Source organism: Ramlibacter ginsenosidimutans (assembly GCF_016654015.1).
GTDB lineage: Bacteria > Pseudomonadota > Gammaproteobacteria > Burkholderiales > Burkholderiaceae_C > Ramlibacter > Ramlibacter ginsenosidimutans.
The window spans coordinates 1126742-1143373 of sequence record NZ_JAEPWM010000001.1 but is presented as its reverse complement, the minus strand read 5'-3'; the positions used below and the strand labels follow the sequence as shown (position 1 = coordinate 1143373).

17 protein-coding genes are annotated in these 16632 nt (G+C 69.0%); 11 read left to right on the top strand and 6 right to left on the bottom strand.

Annotation, left to right across the window (positions count from 1 at the left end; translation table 11 throughout):
* Positions 1 to 67: 67 nt before the first annotated feature.
* Together JJB11_RS05625 and JJB11_RS05620 are read left to right on the top strand one after the other, a co-directional pair.
* Positions 68 to 1351 carry an AsmA family protein gene (locus JJB11_RS05625; protein ID WP_201166892.1) on the top strand — a complete coding sequence of 428 codons (1284 nt, stop codon included), beginning with the start codon at positions 68 to 70 and terminating at the stop codon, positions 1349 to 1351.
* A gap of 99 nt (positions 1352 to 1450) precedes the next feature.
* Positions 1451 to 2314, top strand: a complete 864-nt coding sequence (locus JJB11_RS05620; RefSeq protein WP_201166891.1) for a transglutaminase-like domain-containing protein — start codon at positions 1451 to 1453, stop codon at positions 2312 to 2314.
* A gap of 4 nt (positions 2315 to 2318) precedes the next feature.
* On the opposite strand, the gene JJB11_RS05615 is transcribed toward JJB11_RS05620, so the two are convergent.
* Positions 2319 to 3074, bottom strand: a complete 756-nt coding sequence (locus tag JJB11_RS05615; protein ID WP_201166890.1) for a class II aldolase/adducin family protein — start codon at positions 3072 to 3074, stop codon at positions 2319 to 2321.
* Positions 3071 to 3649 carry an HD domain-containing protein gene (locus JJB11_RS05610; RefSeq protein ID WP_201166889.1) on the bottom strand — a complete coding sequence of 193 codons (579 nt, stop codon included), beginning with the start codon at positions 3647 to 3649 and terminating at the stop codon, positions 3071 to 3073. The genes JJB11_RS05615 and JJB11_RS05610 overlap by 4 nt, the downstream gene beginning before the upstream one ends.
* Before the next feature lie 98 nt (positions 3650 to 3747).
* Between JJB11_RS05610 and JJB11_RS05605 the strand changes: the two genes are divergently transcribed.
* Positions 3748 to 4458: a cyclic nucleotide-binding domain-containing protein gene (locus JJB11_RS05605; protein WP_201964612.1), complete on the top strand. Its 711-nt coding sequence runs from the start codon at positions 3748 to 3750 to the stop codon at positions 4456 to 4458.
* On the opposite strand, the gene JJB11_RS05600 is transcribed toward JJB11_RS05605, so the two are convergent.
* Positions 4455 to 4712: a YkgJ family cysteine cluster protein gene (locus JJB11_RS05600; RefSeq protein WP_201166888.1), complete on the bottom strand. Its 258-nt coding sequence runs from the start codon at positions 4710 to 4712 to the stop codon at positions 4455 to 4457. The two genes, JJB11_RS05605 and JJB11_RS05600, sit on opposite strands and share 4 nt — an antisense overlap.
* A gap of 5 nt (positions 4713 to 4717) precedes the next feature.
* Positions 4718 to 5314: an NADPH-dependent FMN reductase gene (locus tag JJB11_RS05595; RefSeq protein WP_201166887.1), complete on the bottom strand. Its 597-nt coding sequence runs from the start codon at positions 5312 to 5314 to the stop codon at positions 4718 to 4720.
* 107 nt (positions 5315 to 5421) lie between these two features.
* Between JJB11_RS05595 and mnmG the strand changes: the two genes are divergently transcribed.
* From mnmG to JJB11_RS05560, 7 genes are all read left to right on the top strand, one after another.
* Positions 5422 to 7374 carry a tRNA uridine-5-carboxymethylaminomethyl(34) synthesis enzyme MnmG gene (gene mnmG, locus JJB11_RS05590; protein ID WP_201166886.1) on the top strand — a complete coding sequence of 651 codons (1953 nt, stop codon included), beginning with the start codon at positions 5422 to 5424 and terminating at the stop codon, positions 7372 to 7374.
* A gap of 43 nt (positions 7375 to 7417) precedes the next feature.
* Positions 7418 to 8095, top strand: coding sequence for a 16S rRNA (guanine(527)-N(7))-methyltransferase RsmG (rsmG, locus tag JJB11_RS05585; protein ID WP_201166885.1), 678 nt, complete (start codon positions 7418 to 7420; stop codon positions 8093 to 8095).
* A 26-nt stretch (positions 8096 to 8121) separates the two neighbouring features.
* Entirely contained in the window at positions 8122 to 8736 is a 615-nt protein-coding gene (locus tag JJB11_RS05580; protein ID WP_201166884.1) for a LysE family transporter, read from the top strand.
* 61 nt (positions 8737 to 8797) lie between these two features.
* Entirely contained in the window at positions 8798 to 9664 is an 867-nt protein-coding gene (locus tag JJB11_RS05575; RefSeq protein ID WP_201166883.1) for a ParA family protein, read from the top strand.
* Positions 9661 to 10200 carry an alpha/beta fold hydrolase gene (locus tag JJB11_RS05570; protein ID WP_201166882.1) on the top strand — a complete coding sequence of 180 codons (540 nt, stop codon included), beginning with the start codon at positions 9661 to 9663 and terminating at the stop codon, positions 10198 to 10200. The genes JJB11_RS05575 and JJB11_RS05570 overlap by 4 nt, the downstream gene beginning before the upstream one ends.
* A gap of 13 nt (positions 10201 to 10213) precedes the next feature.
* Positions 10214 to 11146 (top strand): ParB/RepB/Spo0J family partition protein, encoded by a 933-nt coding sequence (locus JJB11_RS05565; RefSeq protein ID WP_201166881.1) that lies wholly within the window; start codon positions 10214 to 10216, stop codon positions 11144 to 11146.
* 13 nt (positions 11147 to 11159) lie between these two features.
* On the top strand, positions 11160 to 13388 hold the full coding sequence (locus tag JJB11_RS05560) for a tetratricopeptide repeat protein (RefSeq protein ID WP_201166880.1): 2229 nt from the start codon (positions 11160 to 11162) through the stop codon (positions 13386 to 13388).
* A 49-nt stretch (positions 13389 to 13437) separates the two neighbouring features.
* Here JJB11_RS05560 and JJB11_RS05555 read toward each other — a convergent pair whose 3' ends face one another.
* On the bottom strand, positions 13438 to 14808 hold the full coding sequence (locus JJB11_RS05555; RefSeq protein WP_201166879.1) for an MmgE/PrpD family protein: 1371 nt from the start codon (positions 14806 to 14808) through the stop codon (positions 13438 to 13440).
* 4 nt (positions 14809 to 14812) lie between these two features.
* Positions 14813 to 15526, bottom strand: a complete 714-nt coding sequence (locus tag JJB11_RS05550) for an FCD domain-containing protein (RefSeq protein ID WP_201166878.1) — start codon at positions 15524 to 15526, stop codon at positions 14813 to 14815.
* 66 nt (positions 15527 to 15592) lie between these two features.
* Between JJB11_RS05550 and JJB11_RS05545 the strand changes: the two genes are divergently transcribed.
* Positions 15593 to 16591, top strand: coding sequence for a hypothetical protein (locus tag JJB11_RS05545; protein WP_201166877.1), 999 nt, complete (start codon positions 15593 to 15595; stop codon positions 16589 to 16591).
* Positions 16592 to 16632: the final 41 nt, after the last annotated feature.

Here is a 16632-nt window from a genome sequence, read left to right as displayed (position 1 = left end):
CGATGCTAGCCGTTGCACGCGAATCGTGCACGCTTGGGGCTGCTGCTCCGCATGGGGACAATGGGGCATGGCAAAGGTCTTGAAGTGGGTGGCAGTGCTGATGGTCGCGCTGCTGTTGCTGGTGGTTGGCGCCGCCGTCGCGCTGCAGCAGTGGCTGCGCACCGATGATTTCCGCGGACGCGTGGAGCGGCAGGCGAGCGAAGCGCTCGGCGTCCCGTTGAAGCTCGGGAGCCTGTCGATCGATTTGTGGCCGCTTCCCGCCGTGGCGGCCGACGACGTGCAGGTGCAGACGCGGCCGGCGCCGCTCACGATCGCCCGCGTGGAGGCGCGGCCCGTCTATGCGGCGCTCCTGTCCGGACGGCTCGAGATCGCGACGCTAACCGTGCGCAAGGCGGTGTTGCCGCAGACGGGCATCGCCGCGATCGGTGCAGCGATGCAGCGGCGCGAGAAGGCGGCTCCCAGGGGCGCTGCTGCCCCCGCGCGGGCGCAGGGCCACGGCGCCGTCGACCTGGTGCCGCACCGTGCGGTGTTCGACGACATCACGTGGATCGACGAGAAGGGCATGCGCATGACCGCCGACGTGCAGGCGGAACTGGGCAGCGACGGCCTGCTGGACGAGGCCGCGTTCAAGATCGTGCAGGGTCGCCTGGCGGGCACGCAGGGGCACATCGAGCGGGCTGGCGCGCAGTGGCCGCTGCACGTGGACATCGGCGGCGGACGCATCACGGGCAAGCTGCAGTTGCAGGCCGGGAAGGCCGGCGGCCAGCTGCTCACGGGCCAGCTTGCGACCGAGAACGTCGAAGTGGCCGCGCTCACCGCGCCGAGCAAGCCGCTCACCGGCAAGCTGCAGGCGCAGACCACCCTGCGCGCCGAATACCACGAGCCGGGCCAGATCGCGGACGTGCTCGCCACGCAGACGCGGTTCACCGTGCACAACGCCGTGGTTCAGGGCATCGACCTGCAGAAGGCCGTGCAGACGGTGGGCCTGAGCCGCGGTGGCACGACCCGCCTCGATGAGCTGGCGGGGCAGGTGAACACGCAGGGCAAGGCGGTGCATCTGACCAACCTGGTCGCGACGTCCGGCGCGCTGTCGGCGACCGGCAGCGTGTCCATTTCGCCGGCGAAGGCGCTCAGCGGCCGCGTCAACGTGGACGTGGCGAGCAGCCGGGGTGCGCTGGGCGTTCCGCTGGAGGTCAGGGGAACGGTGGACGAGCCGAGCGTCATGCTCACCCGGGGCGCCATGGTCGGCGCAGCGATCGGCACGCTGGTGATGCCCGGGGCCGGGACGGCCGCGGGGGCGGGTGCGGGCGACCGGATCGGCGAAAGCCTGCGCGGCCTGTTCGGCAAGTAACGCGGCTGCGCGCCGTCCTACACGCGGCGCTGGTCCCAGACGCTTCGCGGCGGAGGGGCCGCTGCCTATGATGAGGTATCTCCCTTGCCAAGGCGCCGGATGCACCTCTCCACTGTCGACATCCTCCTGGAGTACGAGGTCGAGTCGCCCACGCACTTCTGCTTCAACATCGAAGCGGCGCACTGGCCCACGCAGGACATCGTGAGCGAGTCGCTCGCGATCTCCTCGGGCGTGACGCCGCACCGCTACGTGGACCCGCGCAGCGGCAATCGCCTCCTGCGCTTCGACGCGCAACCCGGACCCCTGTGCGTCGAGTACAAGGCCGAGGTCGAGGTGCACACGCCGGCGCCGGACACGAGCCTGCGCGAGCGCCCGGTGGCCGAGGTGCCGGACGAGATCTTCCCCTACCTGCTCGCCACCCGCTATTGCGAGTCGGACCTCCTGTCCAACGAAGCGGTGCGCCTGTTCGGGGAGCTCGCCCCGGGTTATGCGCGCGTGCACGCGATCGAGGAGTGGATCCGCGCGAACGTCGCGTACAAGCCGGGCAGCACCGACTCGAACAGCACCGCGCAACAGGTGTTCCAGCACCGCACGGGCGTGTGCCGCGACTTCGCGCACCTGGGCATCACCTTCTGCCGTGCGCTCAACATCCCGGCGCGCCTCGTGGTGGGCTATGTCTGGTTCGACGAGCCGCCGCAGGACTTCCATGCGGTCTTCGAAGCCTGGCTGGATGGTCAATGGATGCTGTTCGATCCGACCGGCATGGCGCCGGTGGATCGGGTGGTGCGCATCGGCACCGGACGCGACGCGAAGGACGTGGCGTTCGCGACCATGTTCGGCCAGCTGCGGATGACGCGCAAGGAAGTCATGGTGCTGGAGCACGATCCCAGGCCGGGGCACGTCATCCCGCCGGTGGCCGCGCCCGCGCTGGCGCGGCAGGCCGCCGCGAGGGCGGCTGCTTAGCCGCTCAGGTCCGGTACGAGGGGTCGAGCTTGTCCAGCTTGCGCAGCAGCGCCGGCCAGGCGATGTTCGCGCCCTGTCCCGCGGTCACCGTCTTCATCACCTTTTCCATCCCGGTGAGGATGCGCGGGTCGACGTAGACCAGTTCGCCGCCCGCTTGCGCGTCGATCTGGATGCGGCAGGTGTTCTCGAAGGTGTACATCGAGAGGAAGGCGTCGGGAATGGTGCGGCCCACGGTGAGCAGGCCGTGGTTGCGAAGCACCAGGAAATTCTTGTCGCCGAGGTCCCGCTGCAGCCTGGGCTTCTCGTCGTCGCGCAGGGCCACGCCTTCGTAGTCGTGGTACGCGAGCGAAGCCAGCACGAAGGTGCTTTGCTGCGAGATCGGCAGCACGCCCGCCTTCTGCGCGCTCACGGCCACGCCTGCGCGGCTGTGCGTGTGCAGCACGCAGCCCGCGTCGTCGCGCCCCTGGTGGATGCAGCTGTGGATCACGAAGCCCGCCGGGTTCACGGGGAAGGGCGCGTCGATCAGCTTGTTGCAGTCCTGGTCGACCTTCACCAGCGAGGACGCGGTGATCTCGTCGAACATCAGCCCGTAGGGGTTGATCAGGAACGCATGCTCCGGGCCGGGGATGCGCGCGCTGATGTGCGTGAAGACGAGGTCGCTCCAGCCGTAGTGCGCGACGAGGCGGTAGGCGGCGGCGAGGTCGACGCGCAGCTGCCACTCCTCGGCGCTGACGACTTCGCGCAGGGATGCGATGTTCATGGGTTCTCCTTCTTCAGGTAGATCGAGTTGCGCGGCTGCGCCATGACCCGCCGCAGCATGGGCAGGAACTCCTCGATGGGGAGGGTCTCCGCTTCAGGGTCGAATGCGGGGTTGTCGTAGAGCGCACAGAACTCCTCGGTGCGCGCGTAGTGCGGATGGTCCCTGAACTGGTCGCGCATGTTGCGGTCCAGGCCCAGGTGATGGAAGAAGTAGTGGCCCTGGAAGATGCCGTGGTTCTGCACCATCCAGTGATTCGCTTCGCTCACGAAGGGCTTGAGGACGGCGGCCGCGATGTCGGGATGATTGAAGGCGCCCAGCGTGTCGCCGATGTCGTGCAGCAGGGCGCACACCACGTACTCCTCGTCGCGGCCGTCGCGCAGCGCCCGCGTGGCGGTCTGCAGCGAGTGGGTGTAGCGGTCGACCGGAAAGCCGCCGTAGTCGCCCTGCAGGATCTGCAGGTGCTTCACCACGCGATCGGGCAGGGCCTGCGCGAACGGCATGAACTCGCCGGCGATCACCTGCCAGTCGGCGGCAGTGCTGTCCTGCATGCGAAGAAAGCGGGCGCGTGCGTTCATGAAGCAGTCTCCTGGCGGCCATTCTTCGCCGGGGCTTGACCCCTCACTGTCAAGATTTGGACAATGCAGGGAAGTCCCACCTCCTGACTGTCCCTCTCGTGACCCTCCCCACGCCGGCCGAGTTGCTGCGCCGCATGTCCGTGAACCCGTGGTTCTCGGCCTTGCCGGTCGCGGACCGCAAGGCCCTGGTTGGGGCGTGCGAGCGGCAGCACTACGCGGCGGGCGAGATGCTGTTCCGCCAGGGCGATGTGGTGCCGCCGGGGCAGGGCGCGTTCTATGGCGTGCTCTCGGGCGGCATCAAGGCGTCCAGCCTGCGCGAAGACGGCAAGGAAGCGATCCTGGCGGTGCTGGAAGCGGGCAACTGGTTCGGCGAGATCTCGCTGATCGACGGGCAGGCGCGCACCCACGATGCGACCGCGGCCGGCGACACGCAAGTGCTGGCGCTTGCGCGTGCGGACTTCGATCGCATGATGAAGCGGCCGGCGTTCGCGCTCGGCGTGTGCCGCCTGCTGGCGGGCCGCGTGCGCTCGCTGTACGGAATGGTGGAGGATGCGACGCTGCGATCCACGCGCGCGCGTGTGGCGCGCCGGCTGCTGCTGCTCGCGCGCGGCGATGCGAGCCAGGCGCGCGATCCGCGGCGGGTCGTTCCGGTGTCGCAGGAGGCGCTCGCGATGATGCTGGGCGTCTCCCGCCAGACGCTCAGCAAGGAGCTGCACGGGCTGATGCGCGAAGGGGCGATCGAACTGGGCTACGGCCGTATCGCGATCGCGTCGGTGCCGCGCCTGGAGCAGTTCGGCGTCGGGGTCTAGGCCGGCGAAGTCGCGCGTTCGAGTGCCGCCAGCCACGTGAGCGCATGCGCGCTGGAGCTTCCGCACATCTCGCTCGAGGGCTGCAGGCCGCCGCAGAAATCGGGCCGCTCGGGCCGGCCGAACAGGCGGCAGCGGTTCGCGTCATCAAGTTGCACGCAGCGCACGCCCGCGGGCTTACCGTGGGGCATGCCCGGGATCGGGGAAGTGATCGAGGGCGCGATGCAGCAGGCACCGCATCCCGGACGACAGTCCATGCTCTTTATTTCGTAGCGGTTTGCTCTGACTGCAAGCGACTCGCAGCCCAGAGGGTTTGTTCGATTACGGCGGCGACGCGGCGCCGGCTGGCGTCGTCCGCCAGCCGCTCCTGCGCGTCGAAGGCCGTGCCCGCATGGCCCAGCGCAAACGTGCGCGGCACCACCCAGCACTGCAGGTTCAGCAGCAAGGGGATGAGGTGGCTCTGCGAGCGCAGGCCGCCGAGCGCACCGGGCGAGGCGCTCAGCACGCCCACGACCTTGCCGCGGCTGAAGCGGAAGTCGTCGTTCCAGACCGGGTCGCTCTTCACCGGGCTGGAAAGCCAGTCCAGCGTGTTCTTCACCAGGGCCGGGTAGCTCGCGTTGTATTCGGGCGTGCAGACGATCCAGGCGGGGTGCTCATGGAACACGTACTTCAGCTTCATCACGTCGTCCGGCGTGCCGCTGGCTTCCAGGTCCGCGTTGTACATGGGGATGTTGTAGTCGCCCAGTTCGAGGTGCGTGACTTCGGCGCCGCGCTCGCGCGTCATGGCGGCGACTTCGCGCGCCAGCTTGCGATTGAAGGAGCCGCTGCGCGTGCTGCCCGCGAACACGAGGACTTTCATGGGCGCATTGCATCACGGCCGGCAGCTTTCGTCGCAGCCCCGTAAAATCGGCCCCTCCCTGCCACAGGCCAAGAGTGGCCCCCTGCGCCCGGTTCGGCGCTCCTCCCATGTTGTATCCCGAAGAATTCGACGTCATCGTGGTCGGTGGCGGCCATGCCGGCACCGAAGCGGCCCTCGCCTCTGCGCGCATGGGCTGCAAGACCCTGCTCCTCACCCATAACATCGAGACGCTGGGACAGATGTCCTGCAACCCCTCGATCGGCGGGATCGGCAAAGGCCATCTCGTGAAGGAGGTGGACGCCCTCGGCGGCGTGATGGCGATTGCCACCGACGAAGCCGGCATCCAGTTCCGCATCCTCAACTCCAGCAAGGGACCGGCGGTGCGCGCCACCCGGGCGCAGGCGGACCGCATCCTCTACAAGGCCGCGATCCGGCGCCGGCTTGAGAACCAGGCCAACCTCACCTTGTTCCAGCAGGCCGTGGACGACCTGATGGTCGAGGGCGACCGCGTGGTCGGCGCCGTGACGCAGGTCGGCATCCGGTTCCGGGGCAGGGCGGTGGTCCTGACCGCGGGGACCTTTCTCGACGGCAAGATCCACGTCGGCCTGCAGAACTACGCGGCTGGGCGGGCCGGCGACCCGCCGGCGGTGTCCCTGTCGGCCCGGCTGAAGGAGCTGAAGCTGCCGCAGGGCCGGCTCAAGACCGGGACGCCGCCGCGCATCGACGGTCGCACGATCGATTTCTCGCGATGCGAGGAGCAGCCCGGCGATCTGGACCCGGTGCCTGTGTTCAGCTTCATGGGCCGCGCCGACATGCACCCGCGGCAGGTGCCGTGCTGGATCACGCACACCAACGAGCGAACGCACGAGATCATCCGCTCCGGCTTCGACCGCAGCCCGATGTTCACCGGCCGCATCGAGGGGGTGGGGCCCCGCTACTGTCCCAGCGTCGAAGACAAGATCAACCGCTTCAAGGACAAGGACAGCCACCAGGTCTTCCTGGAGCCGGAAGGACTCACGACCAACGAGTTCTACCCGAACGGCATTTCGACGAGCCTGCCTTTCGACGTGCAACTGGGCCTCGTGCGCACGTTGCCCGGGCTGGAGCGGGCCCACATCCTGCGGCCCGGATATGCGATCGAGTACGACTACTTCGATCCGCGCGGGCTGAAGGCGAGCTTCGAGACCAAGGCGATCGCAGGCCTGTTCTTCGCCGGCCAGATCAACGGGACCACCGGCTACGAGGAGGCCGCGGCCCAGGGCCTGTTCGCCGGACTCAATGCGGCTCTGCAGGCCAGGGGCGAAGCAGCCTGGCTGCCGAGCCGCGACCAGGCCTACCTTGGCGTGCTCGTCGACGACCTGATCAGCAAGGGCGTGACCGAGCCTTACCGCATGTTCACCAGCCGGGCCGAATACCGGTTGCAGCTGCGGGAGGACAACGCCGACCTTCGGCTGACAGAGGCAGGGCGCGCGATGGGACTGGTCGGCGACGCGCAGTGGGACGCTTTCTGCCGCAAGCGCGACGCTGTTTCACGTGAAACCGAGCGGCTCAAGGCGACCTGGGTGAATCCGCGCATCCTCTCCGACGCGGAAGCGAAGAGGGTGCTCGGCGTCTCAATCGACCATGAGTACAACCTCGGCGACCTGCTGCGCCGGCCCGACGTGGGCTACGAAGCGCTGGTTTCGATGGAGGGTGGCCGCTGGAGGAGCGACGCTGTTTCACGTGAAACGCTGGACGTGCTGTACGCGCCGGTGGTGGAGCAGATCGAAATCGGCGCCAAGTACTCCGGCTACATCGAGCGCCAGAAGGACGAAGTGGAGCGCGCCGCGTACTACGAGGGCCTGAAGCTCCCGCCCGAACTCGACTACATGCAGGTGCCGGCGCTGAGCATCGAGGTGCGGCAGAAGCTGAACAAGCATCGACCGGAAACGCTGGGCCTGGCCTCCCGCATTTCCGGCGTGACGCCTGCGGCCATCTCCCTGCTGCTGGTCCACCTGAAGAAGAACAAGTTCAAGGGCTTCGCCGAAGCTGCGAACCAGAACGGGCAGAAGGCGGCATGAACCGCCGGCCCATCTTTCGACGCGCGGTGCGGAGTCTCCCGGAATGAGTGCGGCATCGGATCCGAGCGCCCGACTGGTTGCCGCGGCGGCCGCCCTTGGTATCGAGCTCGGCGTGCGCCAGCAGGAGCAGTTGCTCGCCTATCTCGAGCTCATCGCCAAGTGGAACAAGGTCTACAACCTCACGGCTGTCCGTGACCCGGACGAGATGCTCGTGCAGCACCTGTTCGACAGCCTGGCGGCCGTGCCTGCCTTGCGGCGACAGACCGGGGGCAGGGCGGTCCGCTTGCTGGACGTGGGCTCGGGGGCCGGGTTGCCGGGCGTGGTGATCGCCGTCTGTTGCCCGGAGATCCACGTCGACTGCGTCGATACGGTGGGCAAGAAGGCCGCCTTTATCCAGCAAGTGGCCGTGCAGCTGAGGCTGCCTAACCTCCGCGGCCTGCACGACCGGGTGGAGCAGCTGGCCGGCCCCTATGAGGTCGTGAGTTCCCGCGCCTTCGCTTCGCTGGCGGACTTCGTCACCTGGTCGGAAGGCGCCCTCGCCGCAGGCGGCGTTTGGCTGGCCATGAAGGGCAAGCGGCCCGACGCGGAGCTCGCCGCGCTGCCGCCGGCAGCCGAAGCGTTCCACGTGGAACAATTGATCGTGCCTGAACTGTCGGCCGAACGCTGCATCGTCTGGATGCGTCGCCGCATCGAGCCGGGATCGCCGGCTGCCGGCAGTTAAACTCGGCCTTCACCTGGAGGCGGTCCATGTTCGGCGTTAAAGACTACGGCGCATTCGTCGTCGCGATCCTGATCTTTCTCGCCATCCCCGGCCCAGGCAACCTGGCGCTGATCACCTCGACAGGGAAGGGCGGTATCAAGGGCGGACTGGGGGCGACCTTCGGTGTGATCGCCGGTGACCAGGTGCTGATGTGGGCTGCGGTGGCAGGCGTGGCCACCTTGCTGGTCGCGTATCCGGCCGCCTTCCATGCGGTGCAGTGGGCGGGTGCCGTCTACCTCGCCTGGCTCGGCGCCAGGATGCTGCTGGCCAAGCCCGGCTCCGCGCCCATTCTTCACATCGAGCCGCATCACTACTTCAAGCAGGCGGCGGTGATCACCTTGCTGAATCCCAAGGCCATCGTGTTCTACATGGCCTTCTTCCCGCTGTTCGTCGACCCGGCGCGGCACGCGGGCCTGCTGACCTTCGCCGCCATGGCTGTGACGGTGGCCGTCCTCACCTTTCTCTACGGCCTCACGGCCGTCCTGCTGACGCACTTCCTCGCCGAGCGCATGCGCGCCAACCCGCTGATCGGGCGCACGCTCACCAAACTTGCCGGGGTGTGCCTCATCGGTTTCGGCGTGAAGCTGGCGGTCAGCAAATGAATATGTCCTGCCCTCGTCGTCCTTCCTGCCCAGTCTTTGCTCGCCCGGCGGGTGCACGCTGATGGCCAAGATCTTCTGCGTCGCCAACCAGAAGGGCGGAGTGGGCAAGACCACCACGGCGGTGAACCTGGCCGCCGGCCTCGCCAAGATCGGGCAGCGCGTGCTCATGGTGGACCTCGACCCGCAGGGCAATGCGACCATGGGTTCGGGCGTGGACAAGCGCAAGCTGCAGCACACCGTCTATGACGTGCTGCTCGAATCCGCGAGCATCGCCGAAGCGCGGGTGGTGAGCGAGCGGCTGAAGGAGGCCGGCTGCAGCTACGACATCCTGGGCGCCAACCGCGACCTCGCCGGCGCGGAAGTGGAACTCGTGGCCGTGGACCGGCGCGAGACGCGGTTGAAGGAGGCGCTGGCCAAGGTCGATGGCGAGTACGACTTCATCCTGATCGACTGCCCGCCCGCGCTGTCGCTGCTGACGCTCAACGGCCTGTGCGCCGCGCACGGCGTGATCGTGCCGATGCAGTGCGAGTACTTCGCGCTCGAGGGTCTGTCGGACCTGGTGAACACGATCAAGCAGGTGCACGCCAACCTGAATCGCGACCTCGAGATCATCGGCCTGCTGCGCGTGATGTTCGACCCGCGCATCACGCTGCAGCAGCAGGTGAGCGAGCAGCTGAAATCGCACTTCGGCGACAAGGTGTTCAACACGGTCATCCCGCGGAACGTGCGGCTCGCCGAGGCACCCAGCTACGGACTCCCGGGCCTTGCCTTCGACCCCGGTGCGCGCGGCAGCCAATCCTTCGTGGAGTTCGCCAACGAGATGGTCGAGCGCCTCGGGGGCGCGCGCCCCGGCACCGGAGCGCGTCCCGCCGCCAAGACGGAACAGACGGTCAGCCTCGGTGGCCTGCTACATAAAAAAGAGCAGTGAAACCGGCCAACGTCCTGCTCCTGCCCGGCTGGGAAAACAGCGGGACTAAGCACTGGCAGACGATCTGGGAGCAGCGCCACGGCTACCGGCGCGTGGAGCAGCACGACTGGAAGCATCCCCTGCGCGGCGACTGGATCGCCCGCCTGGAAGACATGGTGCTCTCCTGCGACGAGCCCGCGGTGCTGGTGGCGCACAGCCTGGGGTGCATCCTCGCCGCAGCGTGGGCCGCGCACTCGCGCAACACGCATCGCGTGAAGGCAGCGCTGCTCGTCGCGGCCCCCGACGTGGAGCGTCCCGAGCTCCGCGAGCAGCTTCCCTCGTGGACGCCGATCGAGCTGAGCGCACTGCCCTTCGCGAGCGTGCTGCTCGCCAGCCGTGACGACCCGTACTGCGCGTTGGAACGCGCAAAGCTGTTCGCGCACGCATGGCGCGCGCAGTTCATGGACTACGGCCCTTGCGGCCACATCAACGCCGATTCCGGCCTGGCGAGCTGGCCCGAGGGCCACGTGCTGCTCCAGGACCTCATGAAAGACTGAAGAAGGTTTTCCGATGGTGACGAAGAAACCCAAGGGCCTGGGCCGCGGCCTCGAAGCGCTGCTCGGTCCCAAGGTGGACGAGAACGCGGGCGCTGGCGGCGATGGCACGGGGCCCGGTCCCGGCCAGCCCGCGTCGCTGATGCTGGGCGACATGGTGCCCGGCATGTACCAGCCGCGCACGCGCATGGACGAGGGTGCGCTCTACGAGCTCGCGGAGTCCATCAAGGCGCAGGGCATCATGCAGCCCATCCTCGTGCGCAGGCTGGCCGAAGGCGAGAACGCCGGCAAATACGAAATCATCGCGGGCGAACGCCGCTTCCGCGCAGCGCGGCTCGCGGGTCTCGACAGCGTGCCGGTGCTGGTGCGCGACGTGCCCGACGAGGCCGCCGCCGCGATGGCGCTGATCGAGAACATCCAGCGCGAGGACCTCAATCCGCTGGAAGAAGCGCAAGGCCTGCAACGCCTGATCAAGGACTTCGGCCTGACGCACGAACAGGCGGCGCAGGCGGTGGGTCGCTCGCGCAGCGCGGCGTCGAACCTGCTGCGCCTGCTGAATCTTGCGGACGCCGTGCAGACGATGCTCATGGCGGGCGACATCGACATGGGCCACGCCCGCGCGCTGCTGGCGCTGGAGCGCGCGGCACAGATCACGGCGGCGAACCAGATCGCGCAGAAGAAGCTCTCGGTGCGCGAGGCGGAAAGCCTGGTGAAGAGGATCGGCGCGGAGTTCTCGCTGGTCTCGCCCAAGCCCAAGAAGGAGAAGTCGCGCGACATGCGCCGCATCGAGGAGGAACTCTCGGACCTGCTCACCGCGGAAGTGGAAGTGCGCGTGAAGAAGCGCGTGAAGCGGCACGGGCGCGTCGAGGAGATGGGCGAGCTGTCCATCCAGTTCGGCTCGCTGGACGAACTCAACGGCCTGATCGACCGCCTGCGCGGGCAGGCCTGACGCACGCGCGCGCATGCTGGACAAGCTCGTCTCGTACTGGCGCAGTCGTTCCATCACGGCCGAAGAGCCGCTGGCGCTGTACCACGCGGGCGAGATCGAGCAGGCGGAACGGGTCGCGAGCGACCGGCTGGCCCGTGCGGCGAGCGACCGTGGCGCCTTGTTGACGCGCGCCTTCCTGCTCACCGACCGGGGCCGGGGCAAGGATGCGATCGCGATCGCGCAGCAGTTGCTCGCGGGCAATGCGCGCGATGCGCAAGCCTGGCTGGCGATCGGCCGCGCGCATGTGGTCGCAGGGCGGCGCAAGCCGGCAGGCGAAGCGCTGGAGGCAGCGTTGCAGCGCGACGCGGGCGACCCGGCGATCCTGGCGGAAGCGGCCTTGCTGGCGCTCGCCGAGGGGCGGCAGGATATGGCGGCCCAGCACCTTTCTCGCGCCCGCGGCAAGGCCAGGCGGCTCGCGCTCGCGCACCGTGAGCTGGCGGGCTTCCTGCTGCAACGCGGCCAGGTCGCCGCCAGCGAGCGGCAGCTCCAGCAGGCGCTCGCAGCGCACCCCGGCGACGCCATTGCGCACGCGAATCTCGGCGCCGTGCGCAAGGACCTGGGTCGCAGCGACGAAGCGGTGCAGTCGTTCGAGCGTGCCCTGGTGCTGCAGCCGCAGCTCTCCGAGGCCGCGTTCAACCTGGCAATGTTGCGAATCGACCGTCGGGAGTGGGGCGCAGCGGCAGCCTTGCTGCGCGACTATCTTGCGCAGCATCCGCGCGACGCCGAGGCGCACTACTGGCTCGGCCAGGCGCTCATGGGCGACGCCGATGCAGCTGGTGCGCGCGCGGCGTATGAAGCGGCAGTGCGCATCGACAGCCAGCACGTGCGCGCGCGCTGGGGCGCGGTCGTGGCGCAGCTGCCTGCGGTTGCGGCGAGCGAGCACGAGCAGGCCCAGGGGCTGCAAGCGTTCGAGCGCGACCTCGACCGCCTGTGCAACTGGTGCCGCACGCAAACGAGGGCGGATGCGTGGCAGGCGGTGGGCGCGCAGCAGCCGTTGCAGCTCGCGGCTATCGAAGAGAACCACGCCGCAGTGTTGCGGCGTTACGGTGCGCTCTGCGCGGAACTCATGGCGACCTGGGCGAAGCGCGCGAAGGTGCCGCCGCCGGCCGCAGCGCGCACGGGCGAGCGGCTGCGTGTGGGCATCGTCTCGGCGCACGGATCGGGTCCCTCCCTCGCGCACGCGCTGCTGCGCGGTTGGGTCCGGCACCTGGACCGCGAGCGCTTCGAGCTGCACCTGTTCCACGTCGGCAGCATCGCCAATGACGCCATGCGCTGGGCCCAGGGCCACGTAGCGAGCTTGCAGCAAGGGCTGCGCGACTGGAGCGCGTGCGCGAAGGCGGTGAGCGACGCGCGCCTGGACGTGGTCATCTATCCCGAGGTCGGCAGGGATGCGAGCACGCTGCGGCTCGCGTCGCTGCGGCTCGCCCGCGTGCAACTGGCGGGCTGGGGCCATCCGCTCACGACCGGCCTGCCCACCATCGACGGCTACCTGAGCGCGCAGGCCTTCGAGCCGGTCGCTGCGGCGGAGCACTACAGCGAAACACTGCACGCGCTGCCCGGGCTGGGCTGTGCGTATCGTCCGCATGGCACGCGGGCCGAGGCGCCGCCGTTGGCGACTTGGGGCATCGCGCCCGGCGACCGGCTGCTGGTCGCGCCCGGCCTCGCATTCCAGTACGGCCCGAGCGAGGATGCGCTGTGGGTGGAGATCGCGCGCCGCTGCGCGCCTTGCAAGCTGCTCTTCCTCCGCCGCGAGGACGGGCTCGCCGCGCGACTGGAGCAAAGGCTGCGCGCCGCCTTCGCCGCGGCGCAGGTGGAGTTCGACGCCCACGTGCGCTTCGTGCCCCGGCTATCGCAAGCGGCCTTCTCCGGCCTGCTGCAGCGAACCGACGTCATTCTGGACACCGTGGGTTGTTCGGGGTTCGACATCGCGATGCAGGCCGTCGAATGCGGCACGCCCGTGGTGGCGTGGGAAGGGCGGTTCCTGCGCGGCCGCTTCGCCAGCGGCATCCTGCGCAGCTTGCAGCTGGACGAGTGGATCGCCGACAGCCACGCCGCCTATGCCGACCGGGTCGTGCGGCTGTGCGAGGACGCGGCCTTGCGTGAGCGCGTGCGCCAGCAGATCGTCGCTCGCCGTGGCGCGCTCTACGACGACGTGGCTTCGGTGCAGGCGCTGGGAGCGCTGCTGCTGCAGCTCGCGGGTTGAGTGCTGGGCGGCAGCGACCGCCCCCCGGCCCTCCTGCGGCGACGTCTGCTCAGGGACGCGCCAGTGCCGCGAGCGCGCGCACGTCCTGGGCCTGCCCGAGACCCCAGCACGCGGCGATCAGTTGCTTCACCCGCCCCGCACCCAGCACGGGATCGGCCAGCTGCGTGAACTTCGCTTCCAGCATCGCGTCGGTCATCGGCCGCTGCAGCGAACCGATCGCATGTTCGACGAACACGTGCACCTTGCGGCCGTCCTTCATGAACGCCGTGACGTCGGCGCTGGCCTCGTCGATGCTGTTGTCCACCGTCGCGACCACCTTGCGGCGCAGCTCCACCATGTCGGGGCGATTCACGATGTCGTCGTGGTACTCGTCCTCGCCGGCACGACCGAAGATCAGGCCGGCGGCGCAGCCGTGGTACACGCTGAACTTGCCTTGCAGCCCGTCGGCCGGCTCCTTCTTGCCCGTGAGTTCCAGCACCAGCGAGTGCACCCGCAGCTCGATGCGCTCCACGTCCTCGGCGCGGACGCCTTGGTCGCGCAACTGCACGCAGGCATCGATGCTGGGGTGGATCACGATCCCGCAGGCGAACGGCTTGTAGCTGTTGAACGAGATCTCGAAGCGCTGGCCGAGTTCGTCGGTGGCCTCGTTCCAGGCGGTCTTGGTCGACACGACCTGCGCCCAGCCGCGCGGCGCTTCCAGCGCGCGCGGACTGGCGGTGAAGCCCTTGGCAGCCAGCAACGCCGACATCAGGCCGGCACGCGCGGCAGCGCCCGGGTGGAAGGGCTTGGTCATCGTGCCGAACTGTTCGCGCAGGCCGATCGGCTGCGACGCGGCAATGCCCAGCGCCATCTGCGTCCGGTGCGCATCGAGCTTCAGCAGGCGCGCGCAGCCGGCGGCGGCGCCCAGCATGCCGGTCGTGCCCGTGATGTGCCAGCCGCGGTCGTAGTGTTCGGGATAGACGAGGTTGCCCAGTCGGCACGCCACGTCGATGCCCAACACCAGCGCGTCGACGACTGCGCGGCCATTCATGCCCTGGTGCTCGGCCAGTGCGAGCAGCGCGCTCGCCACCGGTCCGGCCGGATGGATGATGGTCTTGAGGTGCGTGTCGTCGAAGTCGAAGGTGTGCGAGGTGATGCCATTGACGAGCGCCGCGCTCGCCATGTCGACCCGCTCGCTGCGGCCGGCAACCGTGGCTTGCGGGGCCGGCTGCAGTTCGGCAACGGCGGCCAGCGCAGCGTCGGCGGCCTCGTGCCTTGCCGCGCCGACGGCGCAGCCCAGCCAGTTCAGGAAGGTACGGTGCGCCTCGTGGTCGACGGCGTCGCTCCAGCCGCGCGAGGGATGCTGGGCGACGTACTCGGCCAGGATGCGCGTGATCGGCGGGGCGTTGTGGTCCGCCGGGACCTGGGTGTTGCGGGCCATGGATTCAGTCTCCTTGCTTGGAATGGGTGTGCGATGCGAGGCGCTCGTGGGCGCGCTCGACGTGGTCGGCCAGCAGTCGCTCGCAGCGGCCCGCATCGCCGGCACGCAGCGCGGCGGCAATCTCACGGTGGTCCGCCACCGACGCCTGCATGCCGAGGCCGTGGGAAAGGTTGGTCAGCCGCGACAGGTGCAGCTTCTGGATGATGTTGCGGTAGGTCTCGGTGAGTGCCGGATTGCCGGCCGCCTCCACGAGCATCCAGTGGAATCGCAGGTTCTCGCTGTAGTAGGTGCTCACCTGCTCCGCTTGGGCGGCGTCCTGCATCCGACTGACGGAAGCATCCAGCGCCTGGGCGAGCCGCTGGCGCTGGCCTGCGGGAAGCGATGCCGCGCGCCGCCCGGCGAAGCCGTCCAGGAGCGCCCGCATCTCATAGAGGCTGCGGATCTCGTCCGCGCCCAGCCTGCGCACGAAAACGCCGGAGTGCTTGCGAGCCTCCACCAGCCCGGAGCTTTCCAGCTCCCGCAGCGCTTCCCGCACCGGCACGCGCGAGACGCCCAAGCGAGCGGCCACGTCAGGCTCGTTGATTCGCTGCCCGGGCTGGATCTCGCCGCGCAGGATCATGCCCAGCACGTCGTCGCGCACCAGCTTGCCCAGCGACGTGGCGCGCACGGTCGCCGCAAGGGCATGGTCGGGCTCGGCGCTCGTCTCCCAAGGCAGCATATCCGAAATATTGTATACGTTAGCCTTTGGAAGTGGACGCCCTCCGCCGCACCTGCCTAGCATGCCATGCATGTGCTTGGCCGGAGAGATCCGATGAAGACGCGTCAGAGGGCATGGCTGTTGGCCCTGGTGTTGGCGGGAGTGACGGGCACGGTCGCGGCCCAGGGGACCGAGCCTTATCGCTGCCAGATGGCCGACGGCAGCATCAGCTTCCAGCGGAACCCCTGCGCGTTGTCGGAGCTCGTTGGCGATGCCCCGGCCCGGCCGGCGGTGAAACCCGTTCCCGCTGCGGCAGACGCGGCATCAGCGGACCACCCCGCGGCAGCGCCGGCGCCGGCCCTAGCGCCACCAGCCGTCAGATCCGCCCTGGCCGCATCACCGGCCAGCGAGCGATCGGTGAGCACGCCGGCCCTGGTCTCCATCCCCGCCAGGTTCGCCGCCGCCGCGCAAATGGCGTCCCCGGACGAGCCGTTCGTGAAGCCGACGAAACGCAAGCGCGAGATCCTCGACCTCACGGCGCAATTCCAGCGTTGCCGGGCGGACGTGCCAGGGTTTGCCGAGAAGAGCGCCGTGGTCTATGACGCGTGGATCCACCGGCACGGCCCGACCCTGGCGGAGTACGACCGGCTGCTCGCGGCCAAGGTGCGCGCTGGCCGCCGCGGCGAAATGACGCTGCCGCTGCGCCTGTGCACGGACGACTGGCTGCATGCGATCGAGCCGCTCGCCCGGACGCCCGACACGCGCTTCCAGACCGTGGAAAAGACGTGGCAGGTGTTTCTGGGCGCGTTGATGACGGGTGACCGCGCGACCGTGCTGAACTGCCTGTCGGGCCCGGCGCTGCTGCGTTGGCAGGCGCGCTCGCAGCAGCTGAACGACGACGAGATGCGGCGCATCGCCGCCTCCATCCGCGCGCTCAAGGTGCAATGGGGCGACGACTACGAGAAGGAAGGACTGGTCGCGGACGTCGAGAACCGCGCGGTCGGCATCGCCTTCCGCAACATCAACGAGGAATGGAAGATCACCGAGTTGGGCGGCGCCCCGACGGTGGCGCTGCCGCCCAACTAGAGCGGCGCCAGCTTGCCGGACCCAGCCCCAGCGGGATCGGG